The 16718-nt window shown below is 40.2% G+C and carries 15 protein-coding genes; 12 read left to right on the forward strand and 3 right to left on the reverse strand.

The annotated features are described in order from the left end of the window. Positions 1 to 189 precede the first annotated feature (189 nt). The 3 genes from hemE (at position 190) to hemY (ending at position 3684) form a co-directional block, all read left to right on the forward strand. Complete coding sequence (gene hemE / locus AC1DSK_RS05450) at positions 190 to 1239, forward strand: uroporphyrinogen decarboxylase (RefSeq protein WP_477547705.1); 1050 nt, start codon at positions 190 to 192, stop codon at positions 1237 to 1239. A 73-nt stretch (positions 1240 to 1312) separates the two neighbouring features. Next, entirely contained in the window at positions 1313 to 2248 is a 936-nt protein-coding gene (gene hemH / locus AC1DSK_RS05455) for a ferrochelatase (protein ID WP_477547706.1), read from the forward strand. A gap of 23 nt (positions 2249 to 2271) precedes the next feature. Next, positions 2272 to 3684, forward strand: a complete 1413-nt coding sequence (gene hemY / locus AC1DSK_RS05460; protein ID WP_477547707.1) for a protoporphyrinogen oxidase — start codon at positions 2272 to 2274, stop codon at positions 3682 to 3684. Positions 3685 to 3967: 283 nt separating this feature from the next. Here the strand turns inward: hemY and AC1DSK_RS05465 are convergent, their stop codons facing one another. Further along, positions 3968 to 4930, reverse strand: a complete 963-nt coding sequence (locus AC1DSK_RS05465) for an NAD-dependent epimerase/dehydratase family protein (RefSeq protein ID WP_477547708.1) — start codon at positions 4928 to 4930, stop codon at positions 3968 to 3970. Further along, a complete protein-coding gene (locus AC1DSK_RS05470; RefSeq protein ID WP_477547709.1) occupies positions 4917 to 5270 on the reverse strand; it encodes a hypothetical protein in 354 nt (117 codons plus the stop codon). Before AC1DSK_RS05470 ends, AC1DSK_RS05465 begins: the two co-directional genes overlap by 14 nt. Before the next feature lie 407 nt (positions 5271 to 5677). Here AC1DSK_RS05470 and AC1DSK_RS05475 point away from each other — a divergent pair, with 407 nt between their 5' ends. From AC1DSK_RS05475 to AC1DSK_RS05485, 3 genes are all read left to right on the forward strand, one after another. Further along, the gene (locus AC1DSK_RS05475) at positions 5678 to 5866 is read left to right on the forward strand and encodes a hypothetical protein (protein WP_477547710.1); all 189 of its coding nucleotides are present in this window, start codon (positions 5678 to 5680) and stop codon (positions 5864 to 5866) included. Between the two features lie 114 nt (positions 5867 to 5980). Beyond that, the gene (locus AC1DSK_RS05480) at positions 5981 to 6550 is read left to right on the forward strand and encodes a TetR/AcrR family transcriptional regulator (RefSeq protein ID WP_477547711.1); all 570 of its coding nucleotides are present in this window, start codon (positions 5981 to 5983) and stop codon (positions 6548 to 6550) included. 66 nt (positions 6551 to 6616) lie between these two features. Continuing rightward, positions 6617 to 8803, forward strand: a complete 2187-nt coding sequence (locus AC1DSK_RS05485; RefSeq protein WP_477547712.1) for a YhgE/Pip family protein — start codon at positions 6617 to 6619, stop codon at positions 8801 to 8803. Between the two features lie 46 nt (positions 8804 to 8849). Here AC1DSK_RS05485 and yhfH read toward each other — a convergent pair whose 3' ends face one another. Next, positions 8850 to 8975 (reverse strand): protein YhfH, encoded by a 126-nt coding sequence (gene yhfH, locus AC1DSK_RS05490; protein ID WP_016429141.1) that lies wholly within the window; start codon positions 8973 to 8975, stop codon positions 8850 to 8852. A gap of 134 nt (positions 8976 to 9109) precedes the next feature. Between yhfH and AC1DSK_RS05495 the strand changes: the two genes are divergently transcribed. The 6 genes from AC1DSK_RS05495 to AC1DSK_RS05520 all read left to right on the forward strand — a co-directional run bounded on the left by AC1DSK_RS05495 (position 9110) and on the right by AC1DSK_RS05520 (position 16693). Then, on the forward strand, positions 9110 to 10099 hold the full coding sequence (locus tag AC1DSK_RS05495; RefSeq protein WP_016429140.1) for a lipoate--protein ligase: 990 nt from the start codon (positions 9110 to 9112) through the stop codon (positions 10097 to 10099). A 282-nt stretch (positions 10100 to 10381) separates the two neighbouring features. Continuing rightward, on the forward strand, positions 10382 to 11089 hold the full coding sequence (locus AC1DSK_RS05500) for a response regulator transcription factor (RefSeq protein WP_477547713.1): 708 nt from the start codon (positions 10382 to 10384) through the stop codon (positions 11087 to 11089). Then, positions 11086 to 12165, forward strand: a complete 1080-nt coding sequence (locus AC1DSK_RS05505; protein WP_477547714.1) for a sensor histidine kinase — start codon at positions 11086 to 11088, stop codon at positions 12163 to 12165. The genes AC1DSK_RS05500 and AC1DSK_RS05505 overlap by 4 nt, the downstream gene beginning before the upstream one ends. Then, on the forward strand, positions 12098 to 12871 hold the full coding sequence (locus AC1DSK_RS05510; RefSeq protein WP_477547715.1) for an ABC transporter ATP-binding protein: 774 nt from the start codon (positions 12098 to 12100) through the stop codon (positions 12869 to 12871). Before AC1DSK_RS05505 ends, AC1DSK_RS05510 begins: the two co-directional genes overlap by 68 nt. Next, positions 12843 to 14777, forward strand: coding sequence for an FtsX-like permease family protein (locus AC1DSK_RS05515; RefSeq protein WP_477547716.1), 1935 nt, complete (start codon positions 12843 to 12845; stop codon positions 14775 to 14777). Before AC1DSK_RS05510 ends, AC1DSK_RS05515 begins: the two co-directional genes overlap by 29 nt. Positions 14778 to 15139: 362 nt before the next feature. Continuing rightward, positions 15140 to 16693, forward strand: coding sequence for a fatty acid--CoA ligase family protein (locus AC1DSK_RS05520; protein ID WP_477547717.1), 1554 nt, complete (start codon positions 15140 to 15142; stop codon positions 16691 to 16693). Positions 16694 to 16718: the final 25 nt, after the last annotated feature.

Below are 16718 nucleotides of genomic sequence, written 5' to 3' on the forward strand. Positions count from 1 at the left end.
TACATTATAATCTTCCCCAGTTAAAAGTGCTCAAAACAACACTTTGTCAAAAGAGTGTCGTTGAATCAAGACAATTCTATGACAATTGCACTTGAAATCTATACAATAGTGTAGAGAACGTCTATATTTAGAACGAATATAACAAGGACGACCCCAAATATGTAAGGTTGAAAGGCAGGAAGGCAATTCATGAGACAGATTAACGACACTTTTTTACGCGCAGCGAGAGGCGAGAAAGTAGATTACACACCTGTATGGTATATGCGTCAAGCAGGACGTTCACAACCGGAATATCGCAAAATTAAAGAGAAGTATTCATTAGAAGAAATCACGCATCAACCAGAACTTTGTGCATACGTTACACGCTTACCGGTTGAAAATTACAATGTGGATGCCGCGATTTTATATAAAGATATCGTGACACCACTTCCTGGAATCGGTGTTGATGTGAAAATCAAATCAGGCGTGGGGCCTGTTATTTCTAATCCGATTCGCACAGTGCAAGATGTAGAAAAACTTGGTGAACTTTCGCCTCAAGATCACATCCCATTTGTTCTTGAAACCATCAAAATTTTGACTGAAGAACAACTGGATGTTCCGTTAATCGGTTTCTCTGGAGCTCCGTTCACGCTTGCAAGTTACATGATTGAAGGCGGTCCTTCTAAAAATTACAACAAAACGAAAGCATTCATGGTCTCTGAGCCTCAAGCGTGGTTTGCATTAATGGACAAGCTTGCTGATATGATTATCATTTATACTAAAGCACAAATCGATGCTGGTGCTAAAGCCATTCAAATTTTTGATTCATGGGTTGGCGCATTGAATATTGAAGATTACCGTATTTTCATCAAACCGATAATGACACGGATTTTTACTGCTATTAAAGAACAAGGTGTACCTGTAACGACATTTGGTGTTGGTGCAAGTCATTTAGCAAAAGAGTGGCATGATCTGCCAGTGGACGTAGTAGGTCTAGACTGGCGCTTATCAATCAAAGAAGCTCGAGCAATGGGCTTAACAAAAACGCTTCAAGGAAACTTGGACCCATCTCTTTTGTTGGCAGATTGGTCTGTCATTGAAAAACGTGCTAAAGAAATCATCGATCAAGGAATCGCTCATCCTTCACATATTTTCAATTTAGGACATGGCGTATTCCCTGAAGTAAATCCAGATACATTAAAACGATTGACGTCATTTGTCCATGAATACAGCCGTGCACAAATCAAAGCACATTCATAAGTCTTACAAGTTCGCGCAATGAAATTGAACCTAGCAAAATGAAGATTGTAAATTAATGAACGAGGTGATCAAGTTGACTAAAAAAACAATGGGACTGCTTGTGATGGCTTACGGCACGCCCTATAAAGAAGAAGATTTAGAGCGTTATTATACACATATTCGTCATGGCCGTCCGCCAAGCCCAGAAGCTCTTACCGATTTAAGAGACCGCTACCGCGCAATCGGTGGAATTTCTCCTTTGGCAAAAATTACAGACGACCAAGCGACTGCACTTCGTGACCGTTTGAATGCCGTTCAAGACGAAATTGAATTCAAATTATACATTGGGTTAAAACATATTGAACCGTTTGTTGAAGATGCCGTGGAGCAAATGCATAAGGATGGAATCACAGAAGCGGTTTCCATTGTACTTGCACCTCATTTCTCAACATTCTCGATTAAGTCGTATAACGGACGCGTACAAGAAACTGCTGAAAAATTAGGTAGTCTACAGATCACTTCAGTAGAGAGCTGGTACGATGAACCAAAATTCATTCAGTATTGGTCTGAAAAGGTTTCCGAAACTTTCAATTCGATGTCGGCAGAACAACGTGAAAAAGCTTGTTTAATCGTTTCTGCACACTCATTACCTGAGAAAATTATCGCAAATGGAGATCCATATCCAGATCAATTAAAAGAAACGGCCAACCTAATCGCGCAATCAGCTGGTATTGAAAACTACGAAGTCGGTTGGCAAAGTGCTGGTCAAACGCCAGAACCTTGGATTGGACCAGACGTTCAAGACCTTACTCATGAATTGCACGAACAAAAAGGCTATTCTACATTTGTCTATACGCCAGTAGGGTTTGTCGCAGATCATTTAGAAGTGTTATTCGACAATGATTATGAGTGTAAAGTGGTGACTGATGAAATCGGTGCCAATTACTACCGACCTGAAATGCCTAACACACAACCATTATTTATTGATGCTATGTCCGATGTTGTATTGAAACATTTAGATAAAAAATAAGGAAACTGAAATCGAAAGTGATGATGACTGTGTCTCAAGGAAAACGAAAAGTAGCGATAATTGGTGGCGGAATTACTGGATTGGCAGCTGCATATTACTTGCAGAAAGAAGCGAAAGAAAAAGGGTATCCTCTTGAAGTAGTTTTGATAGAAGCTTCCCATCGACTCGGAGGGAAAATCCAAACAGTCCGCAAAGATGGATTTGTCATTGAACGGGGACCTGACTCGTTTTTGGCACGTAAAAAAAGCTTTGGCATTTTAGCCGAGGATCTTGGCATCAGTGACCAACTTGTCAGCAATGCAACTGGACAGGCATATATTCTGGTCAATGACGGGCTGCACCCAATTCCTGGAGGGTCTGTCATGGGCATCCCTACACAAATATCGCCTTTCTTCACCTCGGGATTGTTCTCATGGAGCGGGAAATTTCGCGCGGCTGGAGATTTTATTTTACCTAAGTCCTCTGTTAACGGAGATCAGTCGGTTGGACAATTCTTACGCAGACGTTTCGGCGGTGAAGTGGTTGAAAATTTAATAGAACCTTTATTATCAGGCATCTACTCCGGAGACATTGATAAAATGAGCCTCCAGGCTACATTTCCCCAGTTTTATAAACTAGAACAGGAACATCGAAGTTTGATAATCGGTTCGAAAAAAACGACACCAAAACAGCCGATTGTTAAGTCAAAAGAAGGTATTTTCCGTACATTCAAAAATGGATTGGAAACTGTAGTGGAAGCAATTGAAGCACAGCTTGAACCAGGTTCAGTTATGAAAGGTGTTCGTGTGGAACGTTTCGAACGAGTTGGAGAACAAGTGAATTTGTTCCTAAACAACGATTCAGAAATGCTTCTCGATCAATTGATTTTTGCAACACCACATCTCGCCGCTCTGCCATTATTTGAGGAGCACGGATTGATGGCTGACTTCGAGGAGATGCCTGCTACTTCAGTGGCGACTGTTGCACTGGCTTTTAAAGAAGAAGCGGTCAAACAAGATAAAGAAGGCACCGGCTTCTTAGTGTCTCGAAACAGTGATTACTCCATCACTGCTTGTACGTGGACACATCGTAAGTGGCCAACAACAACACCAGACGGGCATGTATTGCTTCGAGGATTTGTTGGTCGGGCAGGTGATGAGTCTGCGGTTGAATTATCAGACAGCGAACTTGAAAAAATCGTTCTCTCGGACTTACGCAAAACGATTAACATTGATCAAGAACCTCTATTTTCGGTCGTCACTCGATGGAGAAATGCTTCTCCCCAATATGTGGTAGGGCATAAAGAACGCGTGGCTAAAGCGAAAAGAGAGATTCGAGAGCGTTTTCCAATGATTAAGCTAGCAGGAAGTTCTTATGAAGGCCTTGGACTGCCTGATTGTGTCGATCAAGGGAAAGCCGCTGTCAGTGAAGTTTTGGATGACTTGTTTGTTAAATAAATGAATGTGAAAGGGCAACTCCTCGGAGTTGTCCTTTTGTTTACGTTTATTGTAGAGTTATTATAAAAGATTCTAATGGTATAAAATAACAATTATTGTTACATCGTTGCAATAGCTTCGGAGGAATGGTCATGGCAAAACTACCTTTGGCCTTAATCTTTCCTGCGTAGTTCACGAAAGGTTGCGGATCCACTCTATAAATAATCAATAGTAAAAGTAAACGGAGCCTTTTTATTAAGCAGAGAGTACAAGGATAATAGTACCTGCTATGTTTACAAAAAAGTTATGAAAAACCAAGTGAAATATCGCGATAATACGTTAGAATGTCCTGTATTGACTCATCAAATGATATGCTAGGTTGCCATCCCAGTTTATTGATTGACTTAGGTCTAAGAGGTTTAACTACTTCAAGGTAATTGCCCAATGTTTGAATTTCAAATTCAACAGAAGAATAAAGACGGAGAGTATTTATCAGGTCTTTTAAGTACTTGTATTTTCCAGACGATATAACATACGTTTTGCCAGGAATACCTTTTTGAAATAATGTATCGTACGCCAAAATAGCATCTCTGACATCCAAAAAATCGAGTCTCGCATGTAAGTTAATTACTTTTAGTATTTTTTCGGCATTAGTGAATTCCATTTCAACTACTTTTTTTGCAAGGATTGAGCATAGCCCGAAAGAAATGCCCGGACCGATAAGATTGGAAGGCTTTGCGATAATAACATTCATTCCATAAAGCATTTCCCAGGACTGTGCAATCAATGTTTGAAGAGTTTTCGATAAAGCATAGGGATGGTGAGGAGCGGAGAAGTCGGTAGGATTGAATTCCAGCGAGGATCCAACAACTACGATTCTACAATCAGATTCTTCATTTCGCAGGGCTTCCAATAAATATGCAGTAGAGAAGACATTTGCCTCGAGAGAGCCAAGTGGATCACTCCAGGATGCTTCAACATGGTTCTGACCTGCCAAATGAAGAAGAAAATCGGGTTTTGTTTTTTTGATTAGCATTTTAACTGCCTGTTTATCTGTAAGTTCACATTTTTCATAGGTTACTAAGCGATTTGAAATTTGATTGGTTGCCATTCTCGTTACTGCAATCACATGATAGTTCTCATTCATAAAGTATTTGCATGCGTGTTTCCCCGTAAATCCATTTGCTCCTGTAATTAAAATCCTCGGTTTCCCCAATGGTATAGCATTTTGCGGGAACTGGCTTGATGACTCGTTATTTTGCGTCAAATCCTCCACTCCTATCGGAATGAAAATTGAAAGGACCTAGAAATGAACAGTCAATTAGATTGATAAAATCATAGGTATCATTCATTCCATTTTGGATTTCAACGAGAGGATCCCAATATAGCCCTAGATGTGTATTTTTATTACAAAGATTACTATGTTTGATATCTACATCCGGAGAAACAGTATGGAGTGGCTGCATATTAATACCATTAATATCTGCCGGTAACTTTAAAAGCTCATTGATGGAAGATTTTTTCGCCGTACTTACTCCTGACAAAATGAACGCGTCAAATAAATGGGAACTAATAAATCCGGCTTTTCCCGTGACAACAACTTTCAATTCACAAACATCCTTTTGTTTTTTACATTGTATGTAGTAGGTGACTATGAGTTTAGGCATTCGCATTTTTACATATAGACCTTCGCTTATCGTAGGTAACTAATAGAAGATATAAGTTTAAGTTTACAGAACTCAAATGTATTTTTATCGGGATGGAATTTAAGCAATGGATTGTGAGGAATTGAGTAAATTTGGGCAATGATTTGAGGGTTTAATCCTTTATTTGTTCAACCATTGTCATCACGAGTTCTGGTTAGGATTAGAATCATAGGAAGTTAATCTAGATAAAAGTTGGCGCTAATCTTTTTTCAATTGTTGAAAGTAAGGGCTTTTTTAAAAAAGCTCTTTAATTTGTATTATAGTGTTTAGTAAATCTATCAAAAATTGTAATAGTAGGTGGGAAAACTATGTATCTTATTATGAAATTTATGATTTTCATCATTTTAATCTTGTGTTTTGATTTTCTGTTGAAGATTATGATTTTCCATCCTTTTGGTGCTGATGGCATTATGGGTCTATGCATTCGCTCCATTATTGCAACCATTTTAGCCATTATCAGTTCATACTATATATTAAGAAGGATTAATGATTTATGAACAAATAGTGACAGTAATGAATTGCCTATTGTAAAAAACATAAGAATCTATTATGATTATGACTAGATGACCGATATGGTTTTTTAGTCAGTTTTATGAGATGAGGTGAAAGAATTGGATCGCAGACATGAAATTTTAGAAGCAGCAACTAAATCATTTTCTTTATTTGGTTATAAAGCGACCACCATGGATCAAGTGGCGAAGGTTGCAAATGTAGGAAAAGGGACGATTTATACATTTTTTGCAAATAAAGAAGAATTGTTTCATGAAATTGCCTTTACGATGATTAATGAAATGAAGGCAGAAAAAGATGCTATCATTTCGGATCAGTGCTCTTTCCAGAACAATGCCCATCTCGTATTAATGAAAATGCTGGAGTTCCGGGAGCGACACGCTTTACTTGCAAAGTTGATTGCTGAAGAAAAAGATATGAAAACGCCTGTCGTTCAGGCTGTTCTTGTAAAGGTTGAACAAGAAATTGTACGCTATATTGCAGAGCATATCGAGCGGGCGATTGCCAAGAATGAAATAAGAGAAGTAGATGTTGAACTAGTCGCCTACTTAATTTTTAAAGCCTATATGGCCTTTGCTGTTGATTGGCAAAAAACTCATGAGCAAGCGCTACCGGAAGAAAAAATAGTGGATGTATTTCGTGACACTATATTCCGAAGTCTCATTAAGTGAGACTCTTTTTTTGAAACAAAATGACCAATTGAGAAATTCGGTCAATAAGTATTAGGAGGAAATTAGATGATAAAACAAGAATTTCTAAACATTTTTAAGAACCGTAAATTACTTGTTCCAATCCTAGCGGTTTTATTCATTCCGGTATTGTATGCGGGGATGTTCTTATGGGCGTTTTGGGATCCCTATGAACAGTTAAATGAGCTGCCAGTAGCAATAGTCAATGAGGATGCGGGAGCTGAATTGGATGGGCAACGCATAACGGTCGGGAAGGATCTCACGAAGAACCTAGTAGATAGTCAAGAGTTTCATTTTGTGGAAGTGTCAAAAAAACAGGGAGAAGAAGCTCTGAAAAATCAAGACTATTATATGGTAATTGAGATTCCTTCGAATTTTTCTCAACATGCAACGACACTTTTAGATGAGAAACCTGAAAAATTGATGATTGAATACAAACCGAACGAAGGGTTTAATTTCTTATCCGCACAAATTGGTGAGTCAGCAATTGAACAAATTCGTGCAGAAGTAAATAAACAAGTCGTCGCTAGTTACTCCGAAAATCTTTTCGCTTCCATTTCTAAAATGGGCAATGGGTATGGGGAGGCTGCAGACGGAGCCGAGAAATTATCGGCTGGAGCAGATAGTCTTTCTTCTGGAGCGACGGATTTGAAAGGTTACTTGGAACAATTGGCAAGCGGATCGGTACAATTGGCTGATGGGTCAACAGCACTTGCTTCAGGAACCGTAAAAGCATCAAATGGAGCAACAGAATTAAATGAAGGACTCGGGAAACTTACAGCAGGAGCGGGTCAGTTACAACAAGGCGCTGGTAAAGCAGCAGATGGAGCTGGCCAACTGCAAGATGGAGTTGCGTCTTATACGCAAGGTGTCGCAAAAGTATCAAATGGATTAGCGGCGGCAAATGAAAAAGAACAGCAACTCAATGAAGCGTTAAGCCAACTGCAACAAGGTGCCACCATGACGAATCAATCTGTTGGCAAATTGGCAGGGGGTTCTACTCAAGTAACATCTGGTTTGGAGACTTTATCTGAACAAATGGCTCCGATTCTCGCATCTCTTCCAAAAGAGCAACAAACCGCTTTGAAAGGGGCACTTGAGCAACTTCAACAAGGAAGTTCACAAGTTTCTCAAGGCTTAGGTGAGTTACAAGTCGGAACAGAACAGCTAAGCGGCGGCATGAATCAAGCATCATCTGGTGCAGAGAAATTAGCTACAGGTCATCAGGAGCTTGCGAATGGATTGTCTACCTTAACTCAATCTTCCGAAGAATTAAATGCAGGGGCTGCATCTTTAGCAACTGGAAGTGACACCCTTTCGACTAAGTTGGGAGATTTGAAAAACGGGTTGGCAAGTGCCTCTACGGGCAGTAATGAACTTTCAAACGGGTTGCAACAACTTGTTCAAGGTTCGAATGAGTTAACTTCAGGTACATCACAAATTGCATCAAAATCTGGAGAACTTGCTGCTGGATCCACTGAGCTTGTTGATGGAACAGCGAAACTAGCTGAAGGTACGTCTTCTTTACAAGAAAAACTTGCAGATGCTTCTACTGTAGCAAGCGAAGTAAATGCTAACGAAGATACGATTGACATGGCTTCTTCTCCAGTTGGCGTAACAAAATCAGCTGTCAATCACGTGCCAAACTATGGAACAGGATTTGCGCCATATTTCTTGTCACTTGGATTGTTTGTGGGAGCATTGCTAATTTCAATCGTTTTCCCTCTGGTACAAACAGCCATCCCACCGACAAGTGGGTTTGCATGGGCAACGAGTAAAATGACCGTTCTCGGTATCGTTGGCGTTGTGCAAGCATTGATTGCGGTAGCAATCCTAATTTTCGGATTAGGATTAGATCCAGAAAATCTTGGATGGTTTATTGCGATAGCCATCATGACGAGTTTCACCTTTTTAGCCATCGTGCAATTGCTCGTTACAGTTCTTGGTGACAGTGGTCGATTTGTCGCCATCATCATTCTTATTTTGCAACTGACGACAAGTGCAGGAACGTTCCCGCTCGAAATGATTCCGCAACCATTGCAAATATTTAACCAATGGTTGCCGATGACCTATTCCGTACAAGGATTCAAAGCTGCGATTTCCTCAACGGATATTGACTTTATTCAGTGGAATATCGGAATATTGCTGGCATTCTTTATAGTAGCAGTTGCATGTACGACGACTTATTTCGTCATTTTGTTCAAGCGACGCTATTCAAAAGTCCAGGAAGCATAAAAAAACGGCCGTTCAGGAGGGAAATCCTGAACGGCTGTTTTTTTAATTAAATAGTATTACATTTATCGCATGTATTACCGTAGCACTCATGCTGTTCTTCGATTTTTTCTCCACATTGGGCACATTGCTTAGGGGGAAGGTTCTTGAAAAACTCTACTACATTCTCAATCATGTCGGTGACCTCCTTTTTCTGTACTAGTACTGTTATCGTATATGGTATTGTATTATAACAGTTAAACGAATGTCAACACAAACGCCTAATATTCCTATATAATATGAATAACATCTAAAAGGAGCGATACCCTCATGTATTTTATTGATAACAAAGGAATTACAGATCCTCGCATAAATTTGGCGATTGAAGAATATGCACTAAAAACAATGGACATAGAAAAGGATTCTTTCTTTCTGTTCTATATCAATGAACCAGCTATTATTATTGGCAAGAACCAGAACACCATTGAAGAAATCGATACAGATTACGTAGATATTAACGGTATTCACGTAGTACGCAGACTATCTGGTGGCGGAGCTGTTTATCATGATTTGGGTAATTTAAACTTCAGTTTCATCACGAAAGACGATGGGGACAGCTTCAGAAACTTTAAGAAATTTACGCAACCAATTGTGGATGCGCTGAAAGAAATGGGCGTTGATGCAGAACTGTCAGGACGCAATGATATCTTAGCCGAAGGTAGAAAAATTTCTGGAAATGCCCAATTCACAACAAAAGGCCGTATGTTCAGTCATGGTACATTAATGTTCAATACTGAAATTGATGCAGTGGTTTCTGCATTAAAAGTACGCAAGGACAAAATTGAATCAAAAGGAATTAAATCAATTCGCAGTCGAGTGGCAAATATTACCGAGTTTTTGGACAAGCAAATTACAATTGAAGAGTTTCGTGTGAAATTGCTCCACTCAATTTTTGGTGGAGAAGAAGTTAAAACAATTGAATTGACTGAAGAGGATTGGGCAAATATCAAAGCCCTATCAAAAAAACGTTATGGAAATTGGGAATGGAATTATGGCAAGTCTCCAGCATTCAATATGTCCCATTCAGAAAGATTCCCAACGGGTGGAATTGACGTGAGATTGCAAGTGAAAAACGGAGTCATTGAAGATGCTAATATTTATGGTGACTTCTTCGGAGTAGGCGATGTTGCAGATATCGAGAAGCGAATCATCGGTGTGACTTACGATAAAGCGGCGATTTCTGACGCGCTAGGTGATATGGAAATCTCAACGTACCTCGGCGGAATTACAAAAGAAGAATTCCTTCAGTTGATTTATTAATATTCATTACGAAAGCCTGACTTCGGTCAGGCTTTTTTTATGGACAAGAGGTAAAGATGGTCGTCCAAATCCAATTTGTGCAACCTGGAAGGCTAATCTGTCTACCTGGTCGGTCAAACTATCTACCTAGAAGTCCATTCTGTCTACCTGGAACACCAAACTGTCTACCTGGAATTACGCCATTGTTCCATTCTCTCCTTTCATCGGAATAATCTACATAGAGTAGCACTTCGAGCCGTTCTTAAGTACAATTAAGAAAAAGATATTAAGGGGGAGGACAAGATGTCGACACATCGCATTTATATCGTTGAAGATGATCGGAAAATCGCCTCGCTGCTTGCCGATACGTTACGTAAATATCATTATGAAGTGCAAACGGTTCAAGACTTTGAACTGATTTTAGAAGAATTCGAAGCGTTCGATCCGCACATCATTTTGCTTGACATTAATTTACCTTCTTATGATGGATACTATTGGTGTCGTCAGTTCCGCATGAAGACGACGTGCCCGATTATTTTTATCTCAGCACGATCTGGTGACATGGACCAAGTGTTTGCGCTTGAAAATGGTGGGGATGATTTTATCACGAAACCTTTCCACTATGAAATCGTCCTAGCCAAAATAAGAAGTCATTTACGAAGAACTTACGGTGAATATGCAGCGAAACAAGAAGAACGAACGATAAAAACGGGCAAACTCTGTTTATATTTGGAGCGCATGGAACTTCATACTTCTTCGCAAGAAATTCCACTGCAAAAACGTGAGTGTACAATACTTGAGCTATTAATGACCCAGTCACCAAAAGTGGTCACTCGTGAGCAATTACTGGAAGAACTTTGGGACGACCAAGCGTTTGTCGATGAGAATACATTGAACGTTAATATGACTCGTGTAAGGAAGAAATTACAGGACTACGGAATCACCTCAACTATTGAAACGGTAAGAGGGGCTGGGTACCGTTTTATATTAAGTGCGGAGGAGTCGTCATGAATTTCCGGCTGTTTGTGAAAGAACATGCTGCTTACTTGATTTTTCAACTGATTATGGTGCTCTTTATTATGTTGCTGTATTGGTTGGATGGATTTCGCAATGTCGATACGGCTATTTATTCAGTTGTCATCAGCACGTTACTGATTTTATCGTTTTTATTTGGTCGGTTTGTGAAACGATACGCATTTTATCAAAAAGTATTGTCTCCACCGAAGCACATGGAAGAGGCTTTGCAGCGTGATGGGAAATCACCTGAACAACAACAAATAGAAGCGTATTTACAGGGCTTGTATAGACTGTACCAAAATGAAGTTCAGGCACTCTACGCAAACCAGCATCGTCATCTTCAATTCATGAATCAATGGGTGCATCAAATGAAAACACCTCTATCTGTCGTGGAATTGCTATTGCAAGAAGATGGCAACGTCGATAAGAAAAGCATGCAAGAAGAGATTGACCGCTTGAAGCGCGGACTTGATTCTGTCTTGATGAATGCCCGCTTGGATACGTTTGAACAGGATATGCAAATTGAACAAGTACATCTAAAGACTTTGGTGTCGGAAGTAGTGTCGGAAAATAAACGCTTGTTCATTACACATCATGTGTATCCAGTGATTGCGATTGATGATGAATTTATCGTGCCAACAGATGAGAAATGGATGAAGTTTGTGATCGGCCAGTTTATCACGAATGCCGTAAAATACACGTTTGAAGAAGGCAAGAAAGTAAATGTTCAAGCAACCTGTCAACAAGGACAAGTTCTCCTTTCTGTTCAAGATGAAGGAATCGGTATACCTGCGACCGATCTTCCCCGCGTCTTGAAAGCTTTTTTTACGGGGGAAAATGGTCGGAAAACAGGAGAAAGTACAGGAATGGGCTTATATTTAGCTAATGAAATTTGTGGGAAACTCGGTCATGAAATGAGTGTAATGTCTGAGCAAGGCAAAGGCACGACAGTATCGGTTTTATTCCATAAACATGAAGCTGCAAAGCGAGGTGTAACAGAAGATGAGCATATTGAAAATGGACGAAGTGACGAAAGTGTACGAGGGGAAAGTGACGCACCGTGCAATTAACCAAATAAGTTTTGAAGTGGGAAAAGGTGAATTTGTTGCTGTCATGGGCCCTTCAGGTAGCGGGAAAACGACCCTGCTCAATCTAATTTCAACGATTGATAAGGCAACTTCAGGTACCCTCACGATTGATGGGCTACGTCCAGATGAAATGTCAAAAACCGAGCTCGCTCTTTTTCGTCGGAGACAGCTCGGTTTTGTCTTTCAGGATTTTAATTTATTGCAAATGCTGACAGTGGAAGAAAACTTGGTTCTCCCATTAACACTGGATGGACTTCCACTAGATGAAATGAAGCGACGTATAGAGGATTTGGCGAAGAAATTGAACTTGGAACAAATACTTGAAAAACGACCGAATGAAATTTCTGGAGGACAAGCACAACGGACTGCGATTGGGCGGGCGCTCATTCATCATCCCGCCTTCATTTTAGCCGATGAGCCAACCGGGAACTTGGATTCTAAAGCTTCTCGTGATGTGCTAGAACTATTGGCAAAGGTAAATCAGGAACAAAAAACAACGATACTCATGGTCACACATGATCCGATTGCCGCAAGTTACTGTGACCGTGTCATTTTCATAAAAGACGGTGAGTTTTTTAATGAAATTTATAGCGATAATCGTAGGCAAACCTTTTTCCAACGTATTTTGAACGTGCTGTCTTTGCTAGGAGGCAATGTCAATGACCTTTCGACAATTCGCCTATCGTAATGTCATTCGAAATCGTCGAATATATGCCGCTTTTTTTATGGCGAGTATGTTTTCAGTCATGGTCTTTTTCATGTATTCCATGTTACTATTTCATCCGAAAATCGAAGATGAATTTTTAAGGGAATTTGCGGCCTCAGGGATGATTGTAGCGGAAATAATATTGTACATATTTACGCTGTTTTTCCTGTTCTATTCCATGAGCGCTTTTTTACAGGCCCGTTCCAAAGAGTTCGGGTTGCTACTTCAGCTTGGTATGGAGAAGAAGCAATTGAATAAATTGATTTTCCTAGAAACGATGTTGATTGGTGCTGTATCTGTAGCAACCGGAATCTTTTTTGGGTATGCCTTTTCCAAATTCTTTTTTATGATTGTGCGCGAATTGCTTCAATTGGAAAGTTTACCTTTATATGTATCAATTAAGCCCTTTGCCTTGACAATTGGGGCATTTTTCAGTCTTTTTGTCATCATTGCGATGACGAGCGTCGTGTTCATACGAGAGCAAAAAATAATCGAACTGATACGTGGTTACTGGAAGAACGATGAACTACAAAGTTACTCGACGGTGAAAGCAATTCTAGGCATTGCCATGTTATTGTTTGCGTACGGAGCGGCCGCGTTTACATCGATGAATGTGGTACTGGCTTTGGCCATTGTTTTACCACCTCTTGCTGCACTAGGTACGTATTTCTTCTTTACACATAGTGTGTTGTTTTTGCTTCATCAAGTACGCAAACGCAAGTCTCTTTACTGGCATCCGTATCGCATGATCGCCGTTTCGGAAGTGGCTGTAAAGCTCCGTGAAAATGCACGTATGTATTTTATCGTCACCATCGTTTCGACTGTTGCTTTTTTATCAGTTGGAACATTAACATCACTGTCTTCCTATACAGGGCAGTTTCGTGAAATAAACCCGCTTTCGCTAATCTATTCGAGTGAAATGAATAATCCATATGAATCGGACCACATTTCATTATTGCGTAAGGAATTGGAAGAGCAGGGGTTATCTTACACGCTTGTGCCGTTCTTAATTAAACAGCAAACTTCATCCTTTTCACGGAACTCGGTGGATATTTTAAGAGAGTCGGATGTCAATAGTTTAGCACTAGCACTCGGTTCGCCACTCATTGAATTGGCTCCTGGAGAAGCCATGTTTATTCCGTATTCTGAGGAATCAATCGGCAATTTAAAAGGTAAAGAAATTCAGACTGTTTTGGAAGAAAGCAATGTCCCGATTAAAATCCATGGTGTGTATCCGAAGATGTTATTTCCTTCAATGATTATAGGATCAAACATTGTGGTAGTAGACGACATAGACTATCGATTGATAGACGAACCGTTTGCAGGAAGAACAATGCTTGACTCATCGTATAAATTTTTTGCTTTCCATGTAGCCGAATGGGAACGTACAAAATCAATCGGATTAGATATAGACTCCCAAGTGACGAACGCAATTTATGATGGAGGTTTTACCACTCTGCCATTTTACTTTGAAAATCCAGGATTGAACTACAGTGTTATACGGGCAACATTCTCGTTGTTATTGTTTACAGGGTTAATGGTTGCAGCCGTTTTGTTATTGGCAGCCGGAAGTTTTGTTTACTTTAAACTGTATACGGGACTGGAGCGGGACAAACGACAATTTGATGTGTTGAAAAGGATGGGCTTGACCGAATCGGAAATTATCAAAATCGTCAATCGTCAACTGGTTCCTCAGTTTTTCCTCCCCTGGGGGATTGCGATGTTACACAGTGCATTTTCATTTTTGTCACTGCAAGTCATTTGGAGGAACTTGGCGGAAGTCTCCATCTTGAGCGAAATGATTTTAGTATTGATTGGTTTCACATTAATTCAGGTCGTTTATTATTTTTTAATACGCTGGCGTTATATTGCACATGTCCGAGCATAAGAACTGTTTGCGACGAAGCAGCGAAGCGATGCAACACACTTTCATGTTTCGAAGCTAGCACAGCGATGCAGAAACAGGAGCATAAATTGCGACGAGTAACCGCAGGAGCATAATGTTTCCAACGCACTTTCATGTTTCGAAGCCAGCACAGCGATGCAGAAACAGGAGCATAATGTTTCCAATCAGTAACCGCAGGAGCATAAATTGCGACGAGTAACCGCAGGAGCAGAATTGTTTGCGACGATTAACCGCAGGAGCACCGTGAAAGTTAACGGTGCTTATTGTATTGACTGAACATTTCTTATATAATGAATATATTGAATAATGAGTGAGTATTCATTCAATACAAAGGGGATAGTCAGATGAATTTAGTATCTCGGGTTCGTGAAACGGCTTTGCAACAACCATCTAAAACGGCTTATCATTTTATGGGGAAAGATACATCCTATGCAGAATTCGATCAATCAATTGCTCGTTTTGCGTCAGCTTTGCGTGAACAAGGTGTGGAAAAAGGGGACCACGTCGCATTATTGCTCGGCAATACACCACACTTCTTGATTTCTCTTTACGCAACGATGCGTTTGGGAGCTACAGTAATACCAATCAATCCAATCTATACACCTGATGAGATTTCCTACATCCTTCAGGATAGTGACGCGAAAGTAGTAATAGCACTTGATATGCTTTTGCCATTTGTTGTGAAAGCAGCAGTAGCATTTCCGTCCGTCCATACATATGTAATTTGTGAAACTTCTCCAGATACGGGAGAGAAGCTGGCTGCTCTTCCTAAAGAGCTCCGCGGAAAAGTGAAATCTTTTACACAACTAGTCATGTCTGCTTCACCTGACGTTTTACCTGTTGATATTGACCAGAATGACAATGCCGTTATTTTATATACTTCAGGAACGACGGGGCGTCCTAAAGGGGCTATGTTAACGCACGGAAACTTGTATTCAAATGCACGTGATTCAGCTGACTATTTAGGCTTTTCCTCATTAGATAAAGTGCTCGCAACTTTACCTGTATTTCACGTATTTGCACTGACAGTTGTCGTGAATGCGCCACTATTAAAAGGTGCTACGATATTACTAGTGCCTCGCTTTAACCCGCAAGATGTTTTTGAATTAGCGAGGGAAAAGCAAGCAACTGTCTTTGCAGGGGTTCCGACAATGTACAATTTCCTGTATCAATTCCCGCAGGCAAATGTCGAAGACTTCTCAACGATTCGTTTGGCGATTTCAGGAGGTTCTTCTTTACCTGTTGCCTTGCTGCATAACTTTGAAGATAAGTTCAATGTGCAAATTTCGGAAGGATACGGTTTGTCAGAAGCTTCACCCGTTACTTGCTTCAATCCATTAGATCGTAATCGTAAAGTAGGCTCAATTGGGACTTCAATCAGCAACGTTGAAAATCGGGTTGTGAATGAACTTGGCGAAGATGTAGGGGTTGGTGAAGTTGGCGAACTGATTGTCCGTGGACCAAACGTGATGAAAGGCTACTACAAAATGCCAGAAGAGACTGCCGCTACAATCCGTGATGGGTGGTTGTACACAGGTGATTTAGCGAGAATTGATGAAGATGGATATTTCTATATTGTGGACCGCAAGAAAGATTTAGTCATTGTTGGGGGCTACAATGTTTACCCACGTGAAGTGGAAGAAGTATTATTTGCTCACCCGGGTGTCGTGGAAGCAGCCGTGATTGGTCTACCGGATGCCAACTTCGGAGAGACTGTTCATGCTTATGTGGTAGTGAAAGACGAAAGTCTCGACAGTGTAGCTCTGTCCAGCTATTGCGGAGAACATCTAGCAAAATATAAAATTCCACGTAGTTTTGAGTTTCTGACAGAATTACCGAAAAACACGACGGGTAAAATTTTACGTCGTTCTTTAAAAGATCAGGCACTTGCTAAATAATTGAGCAAAATGAAAAGAAACGATT

This window comes from Paenisporosarcina sp. P4_B8 (assembly GCF_056402175.1).

Bases quoted from the DNA above. Each gene is read 5' to 3' on its own strand.
- hemE (WP_477547705.1), top strand. From the start codon at position 190: ATGAGACAGATTAACGACACTTTTTTACGCGCAGCGAGAGGCGAGAAA.
- hemY (WP_477547707.1), top strand. From the start codon at position 2,272: ATGACTGTGTCTCAAGGAAAACGAAAAGTAGCGATAATTGGTGGCGGA.
- AC1DSK_RS05475 (WP_477547710.1), top strand. From the start codon at position 5,678: ATGTATCTTATTATGAAATTTATGATTTTCATCATTTTAATCTTGTGT.
- AC1DSK_RS05485 (WP_477547712.1), top strand. From the start codon at position 6,617: ATGATAAAACAAGAATTTCTAAACATTTTTAAGAACCGTAAATTACTT.
- yhfH (WP_016429141.1), bottom strand. From the start codon at position 8,975: ATGATTGAGAATGTAGTAGAGTTTTTCAAGAACCTTCCCCCTAAGCAA.
- AC1DSK_RS05495 (WP_016429140.1), top strand. From the start codon at position 9,110: ATGTATTTTATTGATAACAAAGGAATTACAGATCCTCGCATAAATTTG.
- AC1DSK_RS05500 (WP_477547713.1), top strand. From the start codon at position 10,382: ATGTCGACACATCGCATTTATATCGTTGAAGATGATCGGAAAATCGCC.
- AC1DSK_RS05505 (WP_477547714.1), top strand. From the start codon at position 11,086: ATGAATTTCCGGCTGTTTGTGAAAGAACATGCTGCTTACTTGATTTTT.
- AC1DSK_RS05510 (WP_477547715.1), top strand. From the start codon at position 12,098: ATGAGCATATTGAAAATGGACGAAGTGACGAAAGTGTACGAGGGGAAA.
- AC1DSK_RS05515 (WP_477547716.1), top strand. From the start codon at position 12,843: ATGACCTTTCGACAATTCGCCTATCGTAATGTCATTCGAAATCGTCGA.
- AC1DSK_RS05520 (WP_477547717.1), top strand. From the start codon at position 15,140: ATGAATTTAGTATCTCGGGTTCGTGAAACGGCTTTGCAACAACCATCT.